This window comes from Chryseobacterium daecheongense, from assembly GCA_027920525.1.
Lineage (GTDB): Bacteria > Bacteroidota > Bacteroidia > Flavobacteriales > Weeksellaceae > Chryseobacterium > Chryseobacterium proteolyticum.
On the sequence record CP115858.1, the window covers coordinates 2,050,233 to 2,072,351 of the forward strand.

Genomic DNA, 22,119 nt, shown 5'->3' on the forward strand with positions numbered 1-22,119 from the left:
TTTTAATCTTAAGTCATTCTAAAAAAAATTATTTTTACTGCCTAAAATAAAAACACAAACAGTAATGATCAAAAAAATTAGCTTAATAGTTATCTATTTTGCGCAATACCTTCTTATTCATGCACAGGTAGGCATAGGAACAGTTTCACCAAAAGGCATTTTACACCTACAAAACACAGACAAAGAATTGGGAATCGTTATTCCAAGAGTTTCCACTGCGGAATCTGTAACAGGAGTTACTGTAAGCCAGCCTTTAGAAGGCACTCTTGTTTATGACAACAGTAAGAATTGTTTAAGGGTCAGAAATTCAGCAACAAGCTGGTCGGATTGTCTTGCAGACGAAAATGATGTAACTCCGGAAATAAGATTAGGCCGTAAAGGAAGAAAAATTGGTGTCGTTAGGGATAATGCGATGGTGTATATTAATCCTATTGATAATGATGCAGTCTATGGTCTAGGAGCAAATACCGGTGGACAAATTCCTAGCTCAAATTCCTCCAATTATTCAATACCCGTTATTAAAAACAACTCTTTCAAAGATGTTTCTATGGGACAAACTTATGGACTAGCAGTTGCTAAAGATGGAACTTTATGGGGTTGGGGAACGAATACTTATGGAAGAATCGGTGATGGAAACACCGGAAATGTTTTTGCCCCAAAAGTTATTCCGTTACCTGGTGGAGTTCTTGCAGAGCGTGTTACAGCCGGATATTTTAATGCCCTCGTTTTGGGGGTGGATAAAAAGTTATACGTTTCAGGATACTATGCTTATTCTGTAACAGGAGGTGGAGAAACAGCTGATGTGAGACCTTTTAAGAAAATAGCCTTTTTTGATGACAAGGAAGTCGTTGATATGGAGGTTGGAATGCAGCAGGCAGTAGCCGTTACCAGTGATGGAAATATTTACGTATGGGGACTAAACGGTGGATATGTAAAACGTATCGGGCTTCCTGATGGAAATGTTTATCTTCCAACTCTACTCGACACATCTTCTATATTCAATTCTGGAGAAAAAGTCTCTCAAATTACCATGGATAATACAACCAACGGTGGTGGATTTATTACCAATCAGGGAAGATATTTTACTTTTGGATACGTGTACGATTATGGAATACAAGGTGTAACCAATACTACACCCATCGAAGTTACTTCAGAACTACTCGCTGCTGATGAAAAATTTGTTGGATTTGATTTAGATTACTACGGTGTTGCCTTAATTACCAATAAAAACAGACTTTTTGTGGCAGGGCGAAACACCAATGGAAGACTTTCCACAGGTGGCACCACACATCTTAAAACTTTAACATTAGCTGATACAAGTAATATTGACGGTCAGATGATTGATGTTGCCTTTGGAGTTAGCAATATGTATATTCATGTAAAAGATAAAAATGGGAATTTCAAACTGTATGGAGCAGGAAGCGGCTCTAATAACCAATTAGGCAAAGCCGGAAATTCTGGTAACAATCCATTACTCATAGATGTTTTACAATAACACTCATAAAAAATAAACTTATGATAAAACAATTGATAATACTATTAATATTTTTCAGCCTGTGTCCATTATTTTACGCTCAGGTAGGAATAGAAACAGAAACACCAGAAGGTATCCTTCATATAAAGAACAAAGACAATAAGAATTTAGGACTTGTACTGCCTACAGTACAGAATGTAGATTCTGTAACTACACCCGATAATATGACTCCTGTGGAAGCAACCTTAGTATATGATATGAGTAAACATTGTTTACGAATTAAAAACTCAGAGACAAACTGGTCAGATTGCCTGCTGGACAAAACGCAACTTAGCCAAATGTCTGCTGGTAAAAGTTTTAACAATCCTAAAAATAATATTGAAACAAATACAAATAAATAATGGCTAATAAAGTTATATTATCAGTATTTCTATTTTGTTGTGCATTAGGAAAGGCACAAGTGGCTATCGGAACGAATAAACCAGAAGGTATACTCCACCTCCAAAATAGGGATAAAGAAATGGGTCTTGTTATTCCACGTGTAACCTCTGCTGAATCAACAACAGGATTAACAAGTCTGATTCCTGTTAAAGCTACGCTAGTGTATGATAATGATAAAAAGTGCCTACGGATTAAAACCTCTGAAAACACTTGGTCTAGTTGCTTAATAGACGCTAGCAAACTAAAAAAAATTTCAGCTAAAAACTGATCTAAGAATTAATAAAAAATGAAATCATATCAGGCTACCAAATGGGTAGCCTATTTTTATCTCTATATACACCGTCTATTCCATTCATTTTATTCTAATAGCAATCCAAGTTACCAATACCTATAATTAATACAAAAGAAATAACTATATTGTATTGCATAGTAATGAAATTAAATTATATCTTTGCATAACACAATAGATTATTATGAACTCAAATAAAACTTTTAACCGATTCATTTTGTTATTCTTCTTTTCTTCAAGTCTTATTTTTGCACAAACTCTGAAAAAAAGGATCGATGATGTAATTCTTAAAGAATTCAGTGATGCAAAAGGTCCTGGTGGTGTATTTCAGGTTACACAAAAAGGTAAAGTCTTATATCAAAAGGCTTTTGGAAAGGCGAATCTGGAACTTGGTGCTAATCTTCATGCAGATTATGTATTTGAGATCGGATCCATGACCAAGCAATTTACTGCTATAGCCACTTTAATGCTCGAACAACAAGGAAAATTAAGCGTTAATGACCCTATTTCTAAGTACATCAAAGACTATCCGAATGGTGATAAAATTACTATTCATCATTTACTGACCCATACTTCAGGAATCAAGGATTTTACGAAAATGAAATCTATCACAACGATTGCCCAAAAGGAAATGAAGCCAGAAATGATGGTTGATTTTTTCAAAAATGAGCCGGTAGATTTTGCTCCCGGAGAAAAGTTTGATTATAACAACTCAGGATATGTTGTATTGGGTCATCTGATTGAATTAATTTCAGGAGATTCCTATGAAAATTTCATCCAGAAAAATATTTTTGATAAAGCCGGCATGAACCATTCTTATTATGCATCGGACAGAAAAATAGTTCTCAAGAGAGCATCTGGATATCATAAGAAAGAATCCGGTTACGTAAACAAGACCCTTATCAGTTTCAGTGTTCCTTTTTCCTCAGGCTCACTGATGTCCACGCTTGAAGATATGCTGAAATGGCAAAATGCATTAAATAAAAATATTTTACTAAATTCACAGGAGACCGAAAAAGCATTTCAAAAATACAGGCTTAATAATGGTGAAGAATTTACCTATGGTTATGGCTGGCACCTTAAAGACATTAATGGAGTTGCTTCCAGAGAACATGGAGGCAGTATTTTTGGATTTAAATCAATGGGGGTATATATTCCGTCAGAAGACCTGTATGTAGTAGGATTCAGTAATTGTGATTGCCATTCACCTACTGAAACGGTAAGGAATATGACCAGACTTGCACTTGAAAATATCAACAGAAATTAATTAAAAGAAAAGTATCACTATTTAAAATCTTACGATCATGTTACTAGCAATTTTATTACCCTTTTTATCTTTTATCGTTCGTGGAAAAGTCCTAACCGGAATATTATGCCTGATTTTACAGATCACTGTAATCGGCTGGGTCCCTGCTGCAATTTGGGCAGCTCTCTCCCTGAATAATGAAAGAGCAGATAAGCGAAACCGTGACCTCATCAAAGCAGTAAAAGAAAGCCAGAGATAATTATTCTAAGCTTATGATGTTTGGAAAGAAGATCAATTACTGAAATGAAGGCAACTAAATTGCTATTGATTATTCATAAAAACACACTTTACTATGCTGAGTTTTTATTGTATTTATGATGATCAGCCCACTCCTGTCTACCCTGAAAAGATTGATCTGGAACTAGCCGTAGATCTTTTTACACCTCTTCAAAATAAAGGAAGATTAAGCAGAAAACCAAACACAGAAAAAGTCAATGCAGACTAGAAAATAATATCTTTTTTGGCTTTCGGTGCTTCCTTCATAATGGAAGCATAAGAAGAGGTAAAAGCAGAAAGACTTTTATATCCTATTTTAAAAGCTATTTCACTTAAGGTATATTGCCGGGTATCGATAAGCTCCACACTCTTTAAAATCCTGATCAATTGTCCGTACTTCTGAAGAGTAATTCCTGTCTGCTCTTTAAATATCCTCTGTAAACTTCGGACAGACATTTTTGCAAGGTCTGCCATATCGCTCACATTAAAACTTTCCTGATAATGGCTGTTAATATAATCACAAACAGGAATTAAGCGATGATCTTCAGGAACAGGAATTTCCAGAAAACGACTTTCATTACAAAAGTTAGGCAAACTATTTAACAATGCTTTTAGAAAAACGGTTTGCTCCTGATCTTCAGTATCCAGTTGATTCCATTTTGAAGCATATAAAAGCATCTCTTTCAAAACAGGAGGTGCCGCAAAAACATGCACTTCTTTAAAAAAATCATATGGTAAAAGCTTTTTAAATAAAATGACCATCAGATTTACTGATCTTGCATCAGAAGTAGTGCGGTGCTTAACTCCGGAAGGGATCCAGATCACATGATTTTTGGGAACAAGATATATTTTCTGCTGAATATGCAGATACTGATACCCTTCTTCCACATAAGTGAGTTGGGCCCTTTCATGAATATGCTCATATTCATCATGCTTCCAGTTTTCCTCATACCACACATAGGCATCCTTCGAGATGGTATCATTGTAGAAACCCTGATTCGTTTCAATCAATCCGCATTTAAGTTTGGCGTTTTGCATATTCTTTTTGGCAAAGTTAATAAAAACGACATTATTAATTTTGTATCTGAATGTTAGACCTTAAAAAAATATGAAAAATATAAGCAAGATCATCACTGCTTTCTTACTTCTGATAATAACCCAATCTATGATGGCACAAGAACATAAAGCTAGAGTTCTGGTTCTGTTTTATTCGGATAATGGAGGAACTTATGAATTAGCAAAAGAAATATCAAAAGGAATTGAAACCAAAGGAAATGTACAGGCTGTAATTAAACAGGTAAAAGCGTCAACCCATCCCAAATTAAAAGATATCCCTATAGCCAGCGTCGAAGAACTCTCTTCCTACGACGGAATTGCATTTGGATCACCCGTTTATTTTGGAAATATCAGTACGGGAATGAGTGAGTTCTTATCAAAAACGGTTGGATTATGGACCACCCATGCATTAGAAGGAATGCCGGCGACCGTCTTCATGTCTGCAGGAAGTGGTGCAGGAAAGGAGCTGGCTATTCAGTCTTTTTGGAATAGCCTGGCCGTTCATGGAATGGTACTGGTATCGAATGGTATTCGTGGTGCAGAAAACATAGACAAAAATACCCCACAGGGAAACACCGTTCTTGGAGTAACCAGCCTTGCTTCAGTTAAAAATGTAGAACGCCCCAGCGAAAGTGAACGTTATATTGCCAGAATGCAAGGAGAAAACTTTGCTAAGATAGCAGCAGCATTGAAAGATATCTTTCCCCATAAGATGACATCGGAAAATGATATCCAAGAAAAAACAGCTAATATCAACACTGTCTTAAAACAAAAGCAGATCATTCTTCCACAGGTTCCTAAACCTGCAGGAAATTATCAGCCCTATGTACGTTCAGGAAATCTGGTTTTCATTAACCAGGTTGCATTAAAAGACGGGAAAATCCTTAATCCTGGAAAACTAGGACTTTCACTTACTGAAGAACAGGTAAAAGAAGCTACAAAAGTGACCATGCTTAATGTTCTTTCTGTATTAAATGAGGCCTTGGGTGGTGATTTAAACCGCGTAAAACGTTGTGTACAGCTTACGGGAATATTTAATACAAAAGACGACTATACTAAACACGCAGATCTTATGAATATAGCATCCGATCTTACTGTAGAAGTATTTGGAGAAAAAGGAAAGCATGCAAGAGCTACCTTTGGAGCATCATCGATTCCTGTTAACTCTTCTGTAGAGATTCAGGCCGTATTTGAAGTGGAGTAAAAAATATTAATTAACTTAAACAAAAAAATCATGATCAAAATATTCGTTGCAGGGGCTACCGGATGGGCCGGCTCTGAGCTGAGCAAAGCTATTTTTAAACAAAAGGGAATGCAGCTGGTCGGTGGATTGTCCCGTTCCGGCAGTGGAAAAAACCTCGCTGAGATCCTTGATTTAGGGAATGAAAAAATTCCGGTATTTGATACCATTGAGAAGGCTTTAGATGCCCTTGACTTCGATGTGTTATTTGACTACACAAAACCTGATGTTGCCAAAACCAATGTCCTGGCGGCCGTAAAAAGAGGTAAAAAAGTTATTGTGGGAACTTCAGGCCTTACAGGAGAAGATTATGCAGAAATAGAAAAAGCTGCCATTGAAAATGATACTTCCGTACTGGCGGTAGGAAACTTTGCGATCACAGTTGTTCTTCTTCAAAAGTTTGCTGAAATTGCTGCAAAATATATTCCCAACTATGAAATTATAGATTATGCACACGAGCTAAAAATCGATACCCCAAGCGGAACGGTAAGGGAACTCGCTCACCGATTAGCCCAGGTTCAAAAACCCGTTGTCCCTATTCCTACGGATCAGCTGGTTGGTGAAAAGGCAACTAGAGGAGCAGAAATGGAAGGGGTTCATGTTCATTCCGTAAGGCTTCCGGGACATGTTATTGCTGTAGAAACTATTTTTGGGTTAAAAGATGAAAAATTAATCATCAGACACGATTCAGGAACCAGTGCAGAACCTTATGTAAAGGGTGGGTTACTTGCTATTGAAAAAATAGGCACATTCAAAGGTCTCAGAAGAGGACTGGATACAGTAATGGATTTTTAAATAAAATTACAAAGGGTAAAAAAAGGAGACTAAATAAGTCTCTTTTTTTTGTGATATTTCCTGAAAACAATAACGGAAGTTACTCATAAAACAATATCTTTAATTTTTTAAAATCTCAATTTATTTATGAAAAAAATTTCACAGGTCTTACTTTTTTTATCATTCTGTACTATTTATTCCCAAACCAATTTTAAAATGGATATCAGTGCTCCGGTATTTGCTAAAGATTCCATAACCATTGCTCCTCCGATGGGAATGGGAGAAACCCATAAACTGTACAATTTTACCATTCAACCGGAAAAAGGTGTAAGATTTATGAAGGGTTTTAATACCGCATTTATCAGGATCGATGACTCAAAGGCAGTGACCGGACAAATAGAATATCCTCAGCCTGTTATCTTTGGATATTTTAATGCTGTAGAAAAGGGAGGATATGGTTCTGATATTTTTTTCATTGAAAAAGGGGATTACAAGATCAGTATCGTGGATAAAAATCTGAATTTTACGTCAGGTTCTGAAACGCCAACCAACGCCGAATACAAAAAACTGAAGAAGTTACTTGAGATAGCAGACAAAAAATTAAAACCTTATGAAGACAATAATCCTGGTGATATTGAAAGTAAACAAAAGCTGCTGAGAACCTATATTACTAAAAATCCAAACTCCTATGTGGCGTTCTGGGAAATCGTAAATGATTTCTCAAAATACGGTTTTAACCCAAGCTATGTGGAAAATATGCCCTTATTTTCTAAAAAGATAAAAGGGATATTCAGTTATAAAGAATTTGAGAAAATCCTGAAAATAGAAAATGCTACAAGTGTCGGTGCAAATTTCCCGAACCTGAAACTTAATTCAACCGATCAGATAAATAAATCCAGTTTTTCTGACCACAAACTTACCTTGATAGATTATTGGGCTACAACCTGCAAACCTTGTATTAAAGATTTGCCCAAGCTGGTCACCTTATATGAAAAATATAAGGATAAAGGTGTGCAATTCATAAGTGTTGCTGACGATATTGTGAAAGACAGAATGGATCGTGCCAATACAATACTGAACGAAAATAAAGTAAGCTGGAAAAATTATTTCGATGTGAATCAGGCATTCCTCAATAAGCTTCATGCTACCGGATATCCTCTACAAATTCTGGTAGATCAAAATGGAAAGATCATTGCCAGAAAGTTCGGCGAACTGGATCAGATTGCTGGGGAAATAGAAAAGCACATTCAATAATAAAAAAATGACAGCCAAACAGTTGTCATTTTTTCGGCCATCAGTAAAATCAGAATTGAACTTTATCCGACTTTGAAAAGACAGAAGAAAGCATTGCATACAAAACCAAAAAATATATTCAACTTATATCACCGCATATTTGTATCTTTAAATACATCTAAAGGTTTTATTGTTAATTTTTTGATACAAAATTATGGCAGAAAAAATTTATTTCATAAAAACTAACCCTACTATTGCCAAGATCAATTTGTACAATAAGCTTTGCCGTGAGGAAAATTCAGCACTCAGATATCTGGATGATGACAAAAAAACCAGCCTGGAAATTATTAAGGCTAAAGTAAAAGACAGTGTCGAAAATCTTACACCTGATGAACTATGCAGTATTTTTCACTGGTTTCAGGGTGAATATCATGATACAAGTGCAGATCCATCAAATTCAAAGGAAGAAGTAATTAATCAGCTTTTTATTAATGGGATTGATCAGTTTTACGAAATTTCTCCTCCTGACGTTACTCCATTCAACCAGATTATTTCCGATTATCAGAAATATTCTCAAAGCACTTTACCCTATAAGTTCAATACAGAAGAATTCAGTCCTTTTCTTATCTATGGAATATTTTTTACCGGACTACTCAGCCGGTTCCATAAAAAAGAAAACAGCCATATTCTTTTAATGGACTTTTTAAAGCCGGATCATAAGGATTTATATTCCTTCGCTGAAGACAAATTCAATGCTGTTCAAACCAATCCTGAAACAGGATCACTCTTTGACAGTGGTGTTCAACTTTCAACATACTTCGGTGAACTCTATGACCTTACCCGATTTTACAAAGACCCTATTATCAAACTTCACGACTCTTAAAATATAGATTTATCTATAAGGATACCATATTTTTTTATAAAATTCACTATCAAATGAATAATGATGTAACATTATTTTCTTAAATTGCCCCTGTCAGTAAATAATGATATGGTTCGAAAGATATTTACCTTCATATTTTTCTTATTTTCTCTTTTCAGCTATGCTCAAAGCATTGAAGGAAGTATTATTGACGGACATCACAAGCCTGCGGTAGAAACTGAAGTGGTTATAACAAACGATACTGAAAAATTTTCTGCTATTACAGACCAGAACGGAATGTTTAAAATAGTTCTGAATAAAAATGGAATTTATTTATTAGAGGTTATTCATGATGGAATAAAAGTAGAAAGCGAAAAAATAACTGTTAGCGGAAATCTTACTAAAGACATCCATATAAAAGAAAATACACCTTTTGAGCAAAAGATAGAAGGAGTTTCTGTTTCCATAAAGAAAAAGCTATTTGAAAGAAAAGTCGACCGATTGGTTTTTAATGTTGAAAACTCTATTGCATCACAAGGAATAGATGTCGTGGAAGCATTAGCAAAAACTCCAATGGTACGGGCTACAGATGATGCTATTTCTATTGCAGGAAAAAGCAATGTTGCAGTGATGGTGAATGATCGGATTTTAAATTTATCCGGTCAGGAATTGATCAATTATCTAAAAACATTACGCTCGGATGATGTCGCCAAAATTGAAGTTATCACTACACCTCCTGCCAAATACGAAGCGGAGGGGAAAAGCGGGCTGATAAATATTATTCTGAAAAAGAAGGCTGATATGGGATGGAATGGCTCTTTACAGACATCGGGAAGTTACTTTTATGGAAAACCTACCGTCAGTGCAAGAAGTGGAGCCGGTTTTAATTACCAGGGGAATAAATTATCTCTTACAGCCAATTTATCAGCAGGAGATAATTATTGGGACAGTTCATCTTACAATTATTTAACAGTGACTACTAACTCAAATTACTGGAACACCGATTCCAAAGAACTGTATAATAACAAATACAAAGGAGCCAATCTGAAAGGAGAATATAAAATCAGCGATAAGCACCTTGTAGGATTCAATTATAATTATTCTTTCGGCAACCCATTCGAAAAGGCTGAAAATTATACATCTATTTTTAATGAAACAGGGAAACTCAATGTATTCTCCGACAGTAAAAATAAAAATCACAGAAACCTTCACAATACCAATGCTTTTTACGATATAAAGCTTGACACAATTGGAAGTAAACTTAGCATATCAGGTAATGTATTAATTAATAACGCACACGCCGATAACTTTTACAATACCGTCACCGATACCAAAGTTTCTACTCTTACCAATCCTGTCAGCAGGTACCGGATCTATTCAGGCCAGGCTGATCTGGAAAAGAATTTTGTCAAAATAAAAACGGAATCAGGCTTGAAATACACCAAAATAAAAAACGCATCTGATTTTAATTTCTTCAACATTGAGAATGGACAATATATTTTGAATAGAGAAAGGACCAATACATTTATCTATAATGAAGAGAACTTTGCTGCATACCTGTCTACCAGTTTTAAAATCAATGATAAATGGAATGCAAAAGCGGGCCTTCGTTATGAGTACACTACACTGGAAGGCGTTTCATTAAATGATAATTCTTCTGCCAACATCAATTACGGAAAATTTTTCCCTACGGCTTATTTAAGTTATAAACCTAACGAAAACAATACATTTACATTAAATTATTCCAGAAGAATTTCGCGCCCCTATTTCGGAAACCTTAATCCCTTCAAATATTATACTTCAGAATATGAATACAATACCGGAAACCCATATCTTCTCCCCTCTTTTTCAGACAATTTTGAGTTGGGTTACGTGCTCAAAAATAATTTAAACATTACACTCTACTACAACTACAATAAGGATAATTGGGATAGAATACAGGTGGTAGAAGGAAATCTGAAATACAGTATTGTCAAAAATTTCTATAACCAAAATCAGGCGGGTATTAACATCAGCTACAATTATAATAAGCTTACGTGGCTGGAATCTAGTGCATTCTTAAATGGGTTTTATGCCAAATCCAAATCATATCTTCCTGAAGCGGTGGCAGCACCGGCAGGATATGGAGCCAGTATTAACCTGGATAATAACTTCTTTCTTAATAAGGAAAAAACATTGACTTTAATGCTAGGTATATGGGCAAACATTCCCAACAGAAGTGGAAATACTTATTTCAATGGAAATGGATCGGTTTATACGGGAATAAAATTAAACCTGATGGAGAAAAAATTAATGATCAACTTATACCTGAATGATGCTTTAAATACCGACCGTAATAAGGGAACAGAATATTATCCCAATTATAATGTAGAGTATTATTCCAAAGGAACCTCACGAAATATGTTATTTTCAGTAACCTATAAATTCGGTAATAATGATATAAAGGGAGCAACCAAACAAATGAAGTTCGAAGAATCAAACAGAGCTGGAGGAAGCAATGGTAATTAAAATAAGTAGGACAACAACAGTTTAGATTGGTACTTTTTTATACTGAAAAAGAAGGTATCCAATTCCTCCGATGGAATAAGCCAGTACATCAAAAAAATCTCCAACAAAGTGATCAGAAACCAATGGACAAAACCATTCAAATAAAAGAGAGAGATAAATAACCGATCTTATGATAAACTTTAGATCGGGCTGCCACCGGAAACCCAATATTTTATTCATCCCATATTCTATCAGATAACCGTACATGGGAACTGTAATAAGATCTGTAAAATAATCATTGAACCAGGGAATAATAATTCCATTCTTTCGGAAAATGATAATGGCTGACCAGATGAATAAGCCACATAAGAATAAGACCGAGATCCTGTATTTTCTAAGCATGTAATACCGCCATAATGATTCCTAAAATGACCTGCAGAACCTTGACCATCACTTCCTGCAAGTCTTTTTCATCTTTTCCTCTCTCTGCCGCTTTTTCGTAATCAAATTTTTGTTTCCCTTCCATCGCATTTTGATTTCTGAGTACAAATATATAAAAATTAGAACAAATGTTCTAATTTTTAAAATATTCAGAAAATCTCTCTTATATTTGAGGCATGAAAACCAGGGAAAAGATTATTTCAACAGCAATTCAGCTTTTCAACGAAAAAGGATACAATACAATCACGACAAGACATATTGCAGCTGAACTCAATATAAGTCCGGGAAATCTGCATTATCACTTCAAACATTCTGAAGATATTATTAAAGTTGTTTTTTCCGAACTCCTACTGGGAATGGATGAAATGATGAATACACTTCAGCAAACTGATCATAAGACCTTACAAAACTTATTTGACTTTACTTACCGTACTTACGAAATTTTCTATTCCTATCGTTTTATCTTCCTCAATTTCGTTGATATTCTAAGAAAAATTCCCGAAATAAAAACTCAGTATGAACAAATTAATTTGCACAGGAAAACTGAGTTTGAATCTATATTTCTGGATTTTCAGAAGAACAGGATCTTCCGGGAAGATATCCCTGATTTTATTATAAACAACCTTAGCACCCAAATATTTATTATTGCTGATAATTGGGTTACCCATAATAGCCTAACACTCAATCTACCAAAAGAAGAAGCAATTAAGCATTACAGCCTTATCCAGATGAATTTGTTTTACCCTTTGTTAAATCCTGAACAGCAGAAATTATATCAAGTGAATTTTATTCAAAAACTTAAAAAATAAATCTCAATTTGTTTTTAATTTTACCATTCAGTTAAAACGATGTAGTAATAAAAATCCTTTATTTTTACATCATAATAAATGGCTTTTAAATGTCCGGATCATCAACACAATATAATGGTTACAGAATCTCAGTTCCGCCGGAATTCGAGAATATATTTTCACATTTCTATTTTGCTGAAAACAATTCCGAATTTCCGGTAACCAAGACATTGCTGCCCACGTATCAGACGATATTGCTATTTTGCTTTGGGGAAAGTGCATCAATGGTAACCAAGGAAAAAACGATGATAACGGTAGATAAATGTATCGTTTTTGGTCCTATCAGGCACTCTTTCGACTATACGTTGCCTTCCGGAACTTCAATTCTTGTAGCTAATTTCAAAGATGATGCTTTTTATCGTTTTTTTGGAAAAGCATGCATCTCATATCAGGCCGCGATAAATCCTGACGAGCTTCTTGAAGAAAACTGTTTTACCAATCTATGGCATCAGATTTCAAAAATTAATTCTACTCAGGAACAGGTAGATTATATTCTTGCGTTTTGTAAACCCTATTTGCAGGAGCGGGATCTCACAGGTCAGCTCTTGAGTGATTTTACAAATAAAAATTTAAACCCCATTAAAACAATTGCTGAAAAGACCAATCAAAGTGAACGAAGTATTCAGCTAAAACAAAAAGAGCAATTTGGATATTCATCCAAAGAGATCACCCGGTATAACAGGTTTTCAAAAGCCATCCAGCTTATTGAGAAAGAAATTGCCAATCAAAACAAAGTCGAATGGTTTACCATTGTTGATGAGTGTAATTATTACGATCAAAGCCAGCTTATCCATGATTTCAAGCACTTCATACATCTTTCACCTTCACAGTTCCTGAAGTTTCAGCAGGACATCTGCAATCCAAAATCGGATTAGGCACTTCGTTTTCTTACAATTTTTGTGTACTCAGCTATTCTACCTTTGTCCTGTAACAATAAAAAAGTAGAAAAAATGAGACATCTAATTATTTACGCACATTATAACGAAAACAGTTTAAACCACCATCTGTTAGAAACTGTTGTTGAAAGCCTGACTTCCCAAAATCATGAAGTTATTGTAAGAGATCTTTATGCAATTAACTTTGATCCTGTGTTTTCTTTAAAAGATATACAGGAACAGAGAATGGGAATTCTTGCCGATGATATCAAATATGAGCAGGAGTTCATCACATGGGCAGAGCATATTACCTTCATCTATCCTATCTGGTGGACCGGAATGCCGGCTATTATGAAAGGATATATCGACAGGGTTTTCAGCTATGGTTACGCTTACCGTTATGACCAGGGCATTCAAAAGGGTTTATTGGCAGGAAAACAGGCCGTAATTATCAATACGCATGGTAAATCACATGCAGAATATGAACAAATCGGAATGGATAAAGCACTTTCATTAACTTCCGATAAAGGTATATTTACATACTGCGGTTTTGAGATCAACCAACATTTTTTCTTCGATAAAGCAGACAGGGTATCTCCTGAACAAGTGGAAATATGGAAAGAGCACATTAGAAATACATATTATGAAATCAATGATCGCTTAACGAATGCTAATGAATCTGAAATATTGAACACTCATCCATTGCAAACCCGTCAATCTTCTTAAAGAAAATAATCAGCCAGTTTCCTGATTGAATTCTTACAATAGAAAAAACTTTCTATCTTTGCTGTTCATATGAAACATTTAAACAGCATATTACGTCTTCCTTTCTTTAATAAGTATTATTACCCGATGTACTGTTCGGGAAGACTGTCTATGTGTATAATTCAATAACAAAATATTAATTAATTATATAGAGCCCGAACATTATAGTTCGGGCTTTTTTAATGCAAAATTTTAAAAGAAATGATTCATTTATTACAAGAAAATGTGGAAATTATTTTACCACAAAACGGTCTGGAAAAAAAATTACAACAGGCTAAAGACGAAAACAGGAAACTAAACATCAAACTGGGATTCGATCCTACTGCTCCGGACCTGCATCTCGGACACGCTGTTGTTCTAAAAAAACTCAGACAATTTCAGGATCTGGGACACCGGATTATTATTGTTGTCGGAAGTTTTACAGCAAGAATTGGGGATCCTACAGGAAAAAACAAAGCACGAAAACCGCTAAGCACCAAAGATGTTAATGACAATGCCCAAACTTATATCGATCAGCTATCTAAAATAATTGATATTAAAAAAACAAAAATTGTTTTTAATTCCGATTGGTTGGATCATTTGAACTTTTCTGAAGCGATCGGATTGCTTTCAAAAGTAACTGTAGCCCAGTTAATGCACAGAAACGACTTCAATAAAAGATTTTCGGAAAATACACCTATTGCGATGCATGAACTTGTATACCCTATTTTACAAGGATTTGATTCCGTAAAGATTGAATGTGATATCGAAATGGGAGGAACTGACCAGCTTTTCAACTGCACAATGGGTAGACAATTACAGGAAGTGTATGGGCTTTCACCACAGATTGTGATGTGCCTGCCTTTATTAAAAGGACTTGATGGAAAAGAAAAAATGAGCAAATCACTACATAATACCATTGGCCTGACAGATGAACCCAATGAGATGTTTGGAAAAACAATGTCTATTCCTGATTCTTTAATCGAAGAGTTTATGAATCTCACCACAGACTTTTCGGCTGTTGAAAAACAGAATTTGAAATCGAGGATGGAAAACGGAGAAAATCCCATGAATATTAAAAAGTTACTTGCTAAAAATATTATTACTCAATACCATGACGAGTCTTCAGCAAAAAGAGCAGAAGATTTTTTTGCTAATCAGGTTCAAAATAAAAACTTTGAAGAAAAGACATTCAAACCTGTTGGTATTGATTCCCTGCATCTCTCGGAAAATTATGTCCTTCTTACAGATTTGTGTCACCAGCTTAAGAGTGATCTGAGTAAATCAGCTATAAGGAGATTGATTGAAAATGGAGGAGTACAGATTAATCAGGAGAAAATAACAGATATCGATCGAAGAATTGAATTGAAAGGAGGCACCAAAATCAAAATCGGAAAAAGATTTTTTTTCGAACTTTTTTAAATCTTAAATTCAATATATTCGTGGTATTGAAAAGGCTGAATATACTATGAACTTTGCATTGAAATACAGGAAAGCTAAGGAAAGCGATATTGAATTCCTGCTCGATCTGAGAATGAAAACGATGACTGAGCATTATGCCACTTCGAATCTGCCAACCACAAAAGAATATGCTCTTCAAAGGATCCTTTACCAATTTGAAAATGCTCATATCATCATTTTAAATGATAACCCAATGGGATTGTTAAAAATAAACAGAACTGCAGATAATATAGATATTTTACAACTTCAGATTCATCCTGACCAACAAGGTCTGGGTATTGGAAAATCTATTTTGGAAAAAATTATCCGTGAATCGGTTTCGGATCAGAAATCAGTTTCCCTTAGTGTTTTAAAAACTAATCGGGCACAGAAACTTTATTCCAGCTTAGGTTTTAAAATCATCGATGAAGATGATCATTCTTATAATATGAAATTTTTTAATTAAAAAAAGTATGCTTTTCAGCATACTTTTTATTTATACGTATAAGGCACCAGAACATCTATAAAATTATCCGTACTGTAAGGATCTCCTATTGCCCTGAATTTCCAGTCTCCATGATGGCGATATGCTTCAGCAAAAACCATCGAGCACATGCCATTCATACTGCTATCTCCGGAAAGACTATATTTTGTAATTTCTTTTCCTCTTGCATCAACCGCTCTGATAAAAGCATTATCAATCATTCCGAAATGCTGTCTGTTGGTCCTTCCCTGATATATAGACACGACAAAAATTATCTTTTGATAACGTTCGTTTAATTGATCCAGCTTCACTATAATCTGTTCATCATCTCCATCGCCTTCCCCTGTTCTATTATCACCCGTCAACCAGATGTGACCTGAAGGATGACGCATCGAATTAAAGTAAATAACATCACTTTCATAAAGCACAACCTGTTTTCCATTATGCCCATGAAGAGTTCTTCCCATATCAGCAACTTTCCCGTTTTTATCCAGAAGAAAAGCAACAGCATCGAGATCATATTCGGGTTCATTGCTGAATAACCTCCCAAAGAAACCTCCCTGCTTGCGAACGTCCCAACCCAATCCGATAGTGACCTGAGAAAGATCATAAACGCTTTCACCAAGATTGTTTTTCCTGAGATCTATCGTTTGGCCTTTTTGTAAATTAATTGCCATTGTTATTTAATGATTTGCCCTTTATAATATTTTTCAAGGAAGAAAGAAAGGTCTGCCCTGTAACCAATTCCGGAAGCCTCAAATTTCCAGCTTCCATTCCTCTTGTATAACCTGCCGAACTCGATTCCCGTTTCTATAGAAAAATCCTCATCCAGTTCATATTTGGCGATTTCCTGGTTGCTATTATTATCAATGATCCTGATATATGAATTTCTTACCTGACCAAAATTTTGTTTTCTTCTTTCAAAATCTTCGATGGTAACCACAAAGAGTATTTCTTCTACTCTTCCATCAACTTTTTCCAAATCGATAATAATAGATTCATCATCATCCCCGTCACTGTTCTTTCCACTCGGATCATCACCTGTATGAGTCAATGCGCCATCCGGAGAGCTTAGATTGTTATAAAAAACAAAATAATCTTCACTTACAAGTTTTCTTTCCGCATCGATCATAATTGCAGAAGCATCAAGATCAAAATCATATCCTCTTCCATCATTAGGATCCCATCCTAGTCCAATCGTTAGTTTTGTTAATCCTATATCTATTCTTTGTCCTTTCTGTAGGTTAATTGCCATAATAAAATCTTAAATATCTAAGATAAATTTGATTTCCCGAATATCCAAATATTTTAATAGAAAAAGCCCGATCTAATTGACCGGGCTGTATTGTATATCAGAATGGATATTAACTTTCAAAATTATTGTGACTGACTCTGCTATTTCTTGCTTTCGCCAGCATTGGAATAGAAATCAATCCCATGACCAGCATAATTACAATTTGCAGAGGTAAGGAAATAAAAGAATAAGTAAGTCCCATTTCACCTCCTAATTCCGCACTTTTTCCCATGGATATAAATAATGCCATAAATCCGAATTTCATAGCCAGGTTGAAGGCTCCGATACCTCCACTGGCAGGAATGATCATTCCCAATGTTCCTACTACAATAATAAAGAAACCGTCAGCAATGGTGAAGTTTGAAGTTTCCGGAAGTGCAAAACATACAAGATAGGCTGCAAAATAATAGGATATCCAGATTCCCAGCGTATACAAAATAAACTTTCCTTTCTGTTTCAGCCTGAAAATCGAAGTGATCCCCTGGAAGATTCCATCTATAAAGCCAATAATCTTTCCTAAAAGAGGAATTGTTGCAAGCTTCTTTTTGAGAACAAAAAAAAGTATTGTTCCTACTACAAGAATTAAAAGAATGATTAAAATTTTATTTGGGTTGATATCTATTCCTGAGTTTTCGTAAAAAGAAAGAATGGCCTTGTATTTAAAGATTAAGGTTAATCCCAAGAATCCCAACATACAAATAAGATCAACTACTCTTTCCAAAATAATCGTTCCAAAAGATTTATCTACCGGAACTCCTTCCACTCCATACAATGCCGTAGCCCTTGCTACTTCTCCACTTCTGGGAATGGTAAGATTCATCAGGTAGCCAAATGAAATAGACCACAATGAATTGGAGTTAGAGATCTGATGCCCCATAGGTTCTAATAAAAGATTCCAGCGAACAGCCCGAAACCAGTAGGCTAAAATCCCAAAAACAGAAGCAAATAAAACCCACAGGTAGTTTGCTTTTGCCAATGATTTCTGAATCACCTTAAAATCAAGTCCCTTTAAAGCAAGCCATAAAAAAAAGCCAGCAAAAGCAAGCGAAATTACGACTGTAATTATTGACTTTATGGGATTCGTTTGTTTTTTCTCCATGAATCAGGTAAGAAGGTTTGTCTTTTCATCCGGGAAAACGATCTTTGGCTGGAAACTTTTTGCCTCCTCCGGCGTCATTTGTGCATAAGCTATAATAATGATGATATCATCCTTCTGAACTTTTCTTGCAGCAGGCCCGTTTAAGCATACCTCTCCGGATTTTCTCTTACCTTTTATAATGTATGTATCGAAACGCTCTCCATTGTTTACGTTTACGATATAAACTCTCTCACCTACCACCAATCCGGCAGCTTCGATAAGATCTTCGTCAATCGTTATACTCCCGATATAATTAAGGTCTGAGGCAGTAACCCGTACCCTGTGAATCTTTGACTTGAAAACTTCTATTAACATGCTGCAAATTTATTAATAAAAATTTATAAATTGAAGTTTATAACCATTTTAAAAGCATCAGATACACAGGTATTTATTTTTTTTTAAATTAAAATATTTGGATTTTACTTACTAAATCTACAATCATATCACCAAATACATTAATACTTAATACAAATTCAAGATTTAATAAATACAAAAAATAATATTCCGATTTAGCTAAAGTCAATACACATAAGCATTTGGCATGATTTTAGTAACGGGTAACGTAGATTTTTGGTGAAAAACCGAATTATGATATTTTGATGTTTTTTCGCCAAAATCAAAAAAATAACACAAAATTTAATAAAAAAATTGCACAATTAGAAAATAGTATTATATTTGCTATAATTACGAACCAACTTTAATATTAAAAATTATGAACAAGTCTGAATTAATCGACGCAATCGCAAAAGATGCAGGAATTACAAAAGTTGCAGCAAAGTCTGCTCTTGAATCTTTTATTTCTAACGTAACTACTACTTTAAAGAAAAAAGACGGAAAAGTTTCTTTAGTAGGATTCGGTACTTTCTCAGTAGCTGAGAGAGCTGCTAGACAAGGTATCAACCCTGCAACTAAAAAACCAATCAAAATTGCTGCTAAAAAAGTTGCTAAATTCAAAGCTGGAGCTGATCTATCTACAGCAGTTTCTGGAGCTAAGAAAAAATAATCATTCAGATTAGAAAATGCAAACCTCATCTTTTGATGAGGTTTTTTTATGTTTATTCAGTTTGATAAAGGGATTAAGGCGCTAAACGGGAAATTTTCCAGTCGAGACCTTCAAGCTGATAGATAATCCTGTCATGTAATCTATTGGGTCTACCCTGCCAGAATTCTATCTCATAAGGTTTTGCGATATAGCCACCCCAATTCTCGGGTCTTGGAACTTCATCCGTTTCATATTGCTTCTCCAGCTCTTTTAATTTCTCTTCCAGAAACTCCCTGTTGGGAATAATCTGGCTTTGAGGCGACACTACTGCACCCAGCTGGCTGCCTTTTGGTCTGGAATGAAAATAGCCATCACTCAGATTCTCCGCTACCCGTTCCAAATTGGCTTTTATGATGATCTGCCTTTCAAGTGTTGGCCAGAAAAAATGGAGACAGGCCTTATGATTTTTTTCAATTGCCTTTCCTTTCTTGCTTGAATAATTGGTGTAAAAAATAAACCCTTCATACGTATATGCCTTTAAAAGAACCATTCTCGTCCTTGGGCATCCATCTTCCTCTACAGTTGATATAGCCATTGCATTTGCTTCGGAAACATCTGGATTCTCTGACGCTGTAAGAAACCAATCCCTGAATTGCTCAATCGGATTTTGTTTTATCTCACTTTCAATAAGTTGGGATTTCTCATAGATTTTTCTCTTATCGTGAAGGTTTTCCATAAATATTTTTTATTAAATTTGAGTATGCATTACTCATACAAAGGTAAAATATTAATTTCCACACCTGATATTTCCGGAGATATTTTTTCCAGATCAGTAGTCCTTATCGTAGAACACAACGAAAGCGGCGCATTTGGTTTAATATTAAATAAGAAAAACAATCAGGTGAGTGGCAAGTTCAAGAACTTCTTTGATTTTAAAATCGATGTGTACGATGGTGGACCGGTGGAAAATGATAAGATATTCTTTATTGTAAAAGGCAAGAAAGTAACGGAACTATATACTGATATTGCTGATGGATTTTATCTGACAGAGGATATTGAAAACATCATTAGCTCCGTTTTAAGTGGAGACCTCCTTATAGATGATGTCAAGATCTTTTCCGGATATTCAGGATGGACAGCCAATCAGCTGGATAGTGAGGTTCAAAGAAAAATGTGGACTGTAGTCGATATCTATAATCTGGACTATACATTACCCAATGACCAGACCTTATGGAAAACTATCATGCAAAATCTGGGTGGTGAATATCTACTCTGGGCTAATTCCCCGGAAGATATTTCATTGAATTAATTCTACTTATATTGGGAATTAGAGAGAAAATATTAACAAATTTTAAGCTTGCTTTAACCAATTTTTAAGAAAGAATTTCCGTTATTTGAATAACCAAAAAGTCGTGAAAATGAAAATCTTAAAACAACTCATTTTATTTTTCTTTCCGGAAGTATTTTTAACTCTTAAGCCTATTAAGGTGAAGCGAGGCAATAAATAAAAATAATATTGTAAATAAGTCTGCCAGATACATCTCAGCAGGTTTAAAAAAATACAATTTCTGATATATTCAGAATAAAACCCGGTAAAGGACTTTGGAACTTTTGTTGTTTACCGGGTTTGTCAATTTTAAAAACTTTCCTTCCATTTTTCCACCAATTCGGTGAATCGGGAATTTCCAAAAGTCTTATTTCTTATCTTTCCTACAGAAAATATGCCTTTCTCATCTGAAATCATTAAAATTTCTTCAGCTTTCTGAGATTCAAATGCAATAATTTCATGCTCCTGAATATCAGCAAGATTATTCTTATGTAAAAAAGTAACAAAATTTTCCAGTAAAGGAGAAATGTATGCACCTTCAGAATGTTTTGGAACTTTAATGATATTTCCTTCTAAAAACAGAAGGTTTCCAGAAGTAGATCTCGCAATCCTCTTATTCGGATTAAGCAGAATCACATCATCCAGATCGTTTTCCTGAGCATAAATCCCTCCATAGATGTTTTCCGGACAATGAACCCTGATATTACTCAAAAGATTATTATTTACATTAATTTCTTTAATAAGGTCAAGCTCAAGAAGCCTTTGATGAATGGCCAGAATATCATCCTTTTCATCGACTTCATAAAAATAGGAAATTGATGATTTGGCCAAAGTGAGTTCATCTGAATTTCTGAAAACCTGAAAATTAATAATCGCATTTTTACTATTCTTTCCTTCAATCACCTCTTTTTGAAAAAGAGTTTGAAAAAATTCAAGAGTATAAGTCAAAGGAATATTCATTCTCATTTTTCTCATTGAGGCCATTAGGAAGAAATAACACTCTTCGTCAATAATGAGCTTAGAGTTCCTAATAAAAAAAGAAACCTTTACAGCATCTCCCAGGAGAAATGCCCTGTTCTTCACATTCAATTCGTCTGATGTAAAATATTGATTTTCCAATGTATGATTTATTTATAAAAAAATAATGAACGATAAATCGTTCATCAGT

At 34.9% G+C, this 22,119-nt stretch carries 27 protein-coding genes; 18 read left to right on the forward strand and 9 right to left on the reverse strand.

Translation table 11 applies throughout. The features are described from left to right. Nucleotides 1–64: 64 nt before the first annotated feature. From PFY10_09015 to PFY10_09040, 6 genes are all read left to right on the forward strand, one after another. The gene (locus PFY10_09015; GenBank protein ID WBV58586.1) at nt 65–1,495 is read left to right on the forward strand and encodes a hypothetical protein; all 1,431 of its coding nucleotides are present in this window, start codon (nt 65–67) and stop codon (nt 1,493–1,495) included. 20 nt (nt 1,496–1,515) lie between these two features. Next, nucleotides 1,516–1,875 (forward strand): hypothetical protein, encoded by a 360-nt coding sequence (locus PFY10_09020; GenBank protein ID WBV58587.1) that lies wholly within the window; start codon nt 1,516–1,518, stop codon nt 1,873–1,875. Continuing rightward, nucleotides 1,875–2,183 carry a hypothetical protein gene (locus PFY10_09025; protein WBV58588.1) on the forward strand — a complete coding sequence of 103 codons (309 nt, stop codon included), beginning with the start codon at nt 1,875–1,877 and terminating at the stop codon, nt 2,181–2,183. The genes PFY10_09020 and PFY10_09025 overlap by 1 nt, the downstream gene beginning before the upstream one ends. 205 nt (nt 2,184–2,388) lie before the next feature. Then, nucleotides 2,389–3,471 carry a serine hydrolase gene (locus PFY10_09030; GenBank protein WBV58589.1) on the forward strand — a complete coding sequence of 361 codons (1,083 nt, stop codon included), beginning with the start codon at nt 2,389–2,391 and terminating at the stop codon, nt 3,469–3,471. 37 nt (nt 3,472–3,508) lie between these two features. Continuing rightward, complete coding sequence (locus PFY10_09035; GenBank protein WBV58590.1) at nt 3,509–3,709, forward strand: YqaE/Pmp3 family membrane protein; 201 nt, start codon at nt 3,509–3,511, stop codon at nt 3,707–3,709. A gap of 93 nt (nt 3,710–3,802) precedes the next feature. Next, on the forward strand, nt 3,803–3,955 hold the full coding sequence (locus PFY10_09040; protein ID WBV58591.1) for a hypothetical protein: 153 nt from the start codon (nt 3,803–3,805) through the stop codon (nt 3,953–3,955). Here the strand turns inward: PFY10_09040 and PFY10_09045 are convergent. After that, entirely contained in the window at nt 3,952–4,764 is an 813-nt protein-coding gene (locus PFY10_09045) for an AraC family transcriptional regulator (protein ID WBV58592.1), read from the reverse strand. The genes PFY10_09040 and PFY10_09045 overlap by 4 nt on opposite strands. 70 nt (nt 4,765–4,834) lie before the next feature. Here PFY10_09045 and PFY10_09050 point away from each other — a divergent pair, with 70 nt between their 5' ends. From PFY10_09050 to PFY10_09070, 5 genes are all read left to right on the forward strand, one after another. Next, nucleotides 4,835–5,986 (forward strand): Atu1372/SO_1960 family protein, encoded by a 1,152-nt coding sequence (locus PFY10_09050; protein WBV58593.1) that lies wholly within the window; start codon nt 4,835–4,837, stop codon nt 5,984–5,986. Nucleotides 5,987–6,016: 30 nt separating this feature from the next. Continuing rightward, nucleotides 6,017–6,817, forward strand: coding sequence for a 4-hydroxy-tetrahydrodipicolinate reductase (gene dapB / locus PFY10_09055; GenBank protein WBV58594.1), 801 nt, complete (start codon nt 6,017–6,019; stop codon nt 6,815–6,817). A gap of 126 nt (nt 6,818–6,943) precedes the next feature. Then, nucleotides 6,944–8,050, forward strand: coding sequence for a TlpA disulfide reductase family protein (locus PFY10_09060; GenBank protein WBV58595.1), 1,107 nt, complete (start codon nt 6,944–6,946; stop codon nt 8,048–8,050). A 193-nt stretch (nt 8,051–8,243) separates the two neighbouring features. Then, nucleotides 8,244–8,912: a hypothetical protein gene (locus PFY10_09065; GenBank protein ID WBV58596.1), complete on the forward strand. Its 669-nt coding sequence runs from the start codon at nt 8,244–8,246 to the stop codon at nt 8,910–8,912. Nucleotides 8,913–9,020: 108 nt separating this feature from the next. Continuing rightward, nucleotides 9,021–11,399, forward strand: coding sequence for an outer membrane beta-barrel family protein (locus PFY10_09070; protein WBV58597.1), 2,379 nt, complete (start codon nt 9,021–9,023; stop codon nt 11,397–11,399). 21 nt (nt 11,400–11,420) lie between these two features. On the opposite strand, the gene PFY10_09075 is transcribed toward PFY10_09070, so the two are convergent. Both PFY10_09075 and PFY10_09080 read right to left on the reverse strand, forming a co-directional pair. Then, nucleotides 11,421–11,780, reverse strand: a complete 360-nt coding sequence (locus tag PFY10_09075; GenBank protein WBV58598.1) for a hypothetical protein — start codon at nt 11,778–11,780, stop codon at nt 11,421–11,423. Continuing rightward, nucleotides 11,773–11,904 (reverse strand): hypothetical protein, encoded by a 132-nt coding sequence (locus PFY10_09080; GenBank protein ID WBV58599.1) that lies wholly within the window; start codon nt 11,902–11,904, stop codon nt 11,773–11,775. The genes PFY10_09075 and PFY10_09080 overlap by 8 nt, the downstream gene beginning before the upstream one ends. 91 nt (nt 11,905–11,995) lie before the next feature. Here PFY10_09080 and PFY10_09085 point away from each other — a divergent pair, with 91 nt between their 5' ends. The 5 genes from PFY10_09085 (at nt 11,996) to PFY10_09105 (ending at nt 16,192) form a co-directional block, all read left to right on the forward strand. Further along, nucleotides 11,996–12,628 carry a TetR/AcrR family transcriptional regulator gene (locus PFY10_09085; GenBank protein WBV58600.1) on the forward strand — a complete coding sequence of 211 codons (633 nt, stop codon included), beginning with the start codon at nt 11,996–11,998 and terminating at the stop codon, nt 12,626–12,628. Between the two features lie 89 nt (nt 12,629–12,717). Continuing rightward, nucleotides 12,718–13,542, forward strand: coding sequence for an AraC family transcriptional regulator (locus tag PFY10_09090; protein ID WBV58601.1), 825 nt, complete (start codon nt 12,718–12,720; stop codon nt 13,540–13,542). A gap of 75 nt (nt 13,543–13,617) precedes the next feature. Next, nucleotides 13,618–14,268 carry an NAD(P)H-dependent oxidoreductase gene (locus PFY10_09095; protein WBV58602.1) on the forward strand — a complete coding sequence of 217 codons (651 nt, stop codon included), beginning with the start codon at nt 13,618–13,620 and terminating at the stop codon, nt 14,266–14,268. Nucleotides 14,269–14,508: 240 nt separating this feature from the next. Beyond that, on the forward strand, nt 14,509–15,708 hold the full coding sequence (gene tyrS, locus PFY10_09100) for a tyrosine--tRNA ligase (GenBank protein ID WBV58603.1): 1,200 nt from the start codon (nt 14,509–14,511) through the stop codon (nt 15,706–15,708). Nucleotides 15,709–15,754: 46 nt separating this feature from the next. Further along, entirely contained in the window at nt 15,755–16,192 is a 438-nt protein-coding gene (locus PFY10_09105; protein WBV58604.1) for a GNAT family N-acetyltransferase, read from the forward strand. Nucleotides 16,193–16,218: 26 nt separating this feature from the next. Here PFY10_09105 and PFY10_09110 read toward each other — a convergent pair whose 3' ends face one another. The 4 genes from PFY10_09110 to PFY10_09125 form a co-directional block, all read right to left on the reverse strand. Continuing rightward, nucleotides 16,219–16,887: a TerD family protein gene (locus PFY10_09110; protein ID WBV58605.1), complete on the reverse strand. Its 669-nt coding sequence runs from the start codon at nt 16,885–16,887 to the stop codon at nt 16,219–16,221. A 2-nt stretch (nt 16,888–16,889) separates the two neighbouring features. Further along, entirely contained in the window at nt 16,890–17,465 is a 576-nt protein-coding gene (locus tag PFY10_09115) for a TerD family protein (protein WBV58606.1), read from the reverse strand. Between the two features lie 109 nt (nt 17,466–17,574). After that, the gene (locus tag PFY10_09120) at nt 17,575–18,603 is read right to left on the reverse strand and encodes a lysylphosphatidylglycerol synthase transmembrane domain-containing protein (protein ID WBV58607.1); all 1,029 of its coding nucleotides are present in this window, start codon (nt 18,601–18,603) and stop codon (nt 17,575–17,577) included. Between the two features lie 3 nt (nt 18,604–18,606). Then, complete coding sequence (locus PFY10_09125; GenBank protein WBV58608.1) at nt 18,607–18,957, reverse strand: aspartate 1-decarboxylase; 351 nt, start codon at nt 18,955–18,957, stop codon at nt 18,607–18,609. 397 nt (nt 18,958–19,354) lie between these two features. Here PFY10_09125 and PFY10_09130 point away from each other — a divergent pair, with 397 nt between their 5' ends. After that, nucleotides 19,355–19,645, forward strand: coding sequence for an HU family DNA-binding protein (locus PFY10_09130; protein WBV58609.1), 291 nt, complete (start codon nt 19,355–19,357; stop codon nt 19,643–19,645). A 73-nt stretch (nt 19,646–19,718) separates the two neighbouring features. On the opposite strand, the gene pdxH is transcribed toward PFY10_09130, so the two are convergent. Beyond that, nucleotides 19,719–20,360 (reverse strand): pyridoxamine 5'-phosphate oxidase, encoded by a 642-nt coding sequence (gene pdxH, locus PFY10_09135; protein ID WBV58610.1) that lies wholly within the window; start codon nt 20,358–20,360, stop codon nt 19,719–19,721. A gap of 24 nt (nt 20,361–20,384) precedes the next feature. On the opposite strand from pdxH, the gene PFY10_09140 reads away from it, so the two are divergent. Next, the gene (locus PFY10_09140) at nt 20,385–20,933 is read left to right on the forward strand and encodes a YqgE/AlgH family protein (protein WBV58611.1); all 549 of its coding nucleotides are present in this window, start codon (nt 20,385–20,387) and stop codon (nt 20,931–20,933) included. A 327-nt stretch (nt 20,934–21,260) separates the two neighbouring features. Here PFY10_09140 and PFY10_09145 read toward each other — a convergent pair whose 3' ends face one another. Next, nucleotides 21,261–22,070 (reverse strand): aminotransferase class IV, encoded by an 810-nt coding sequence (locus PFY10_09145; GenBank protein ID WBV58612.1) that lies wholly within the window; start codon nt 22,068–22,070, stop codon nt 21,261–21,263. Nucleotides 22,071–22,119 lie beyond the last annotated feature (49 nt).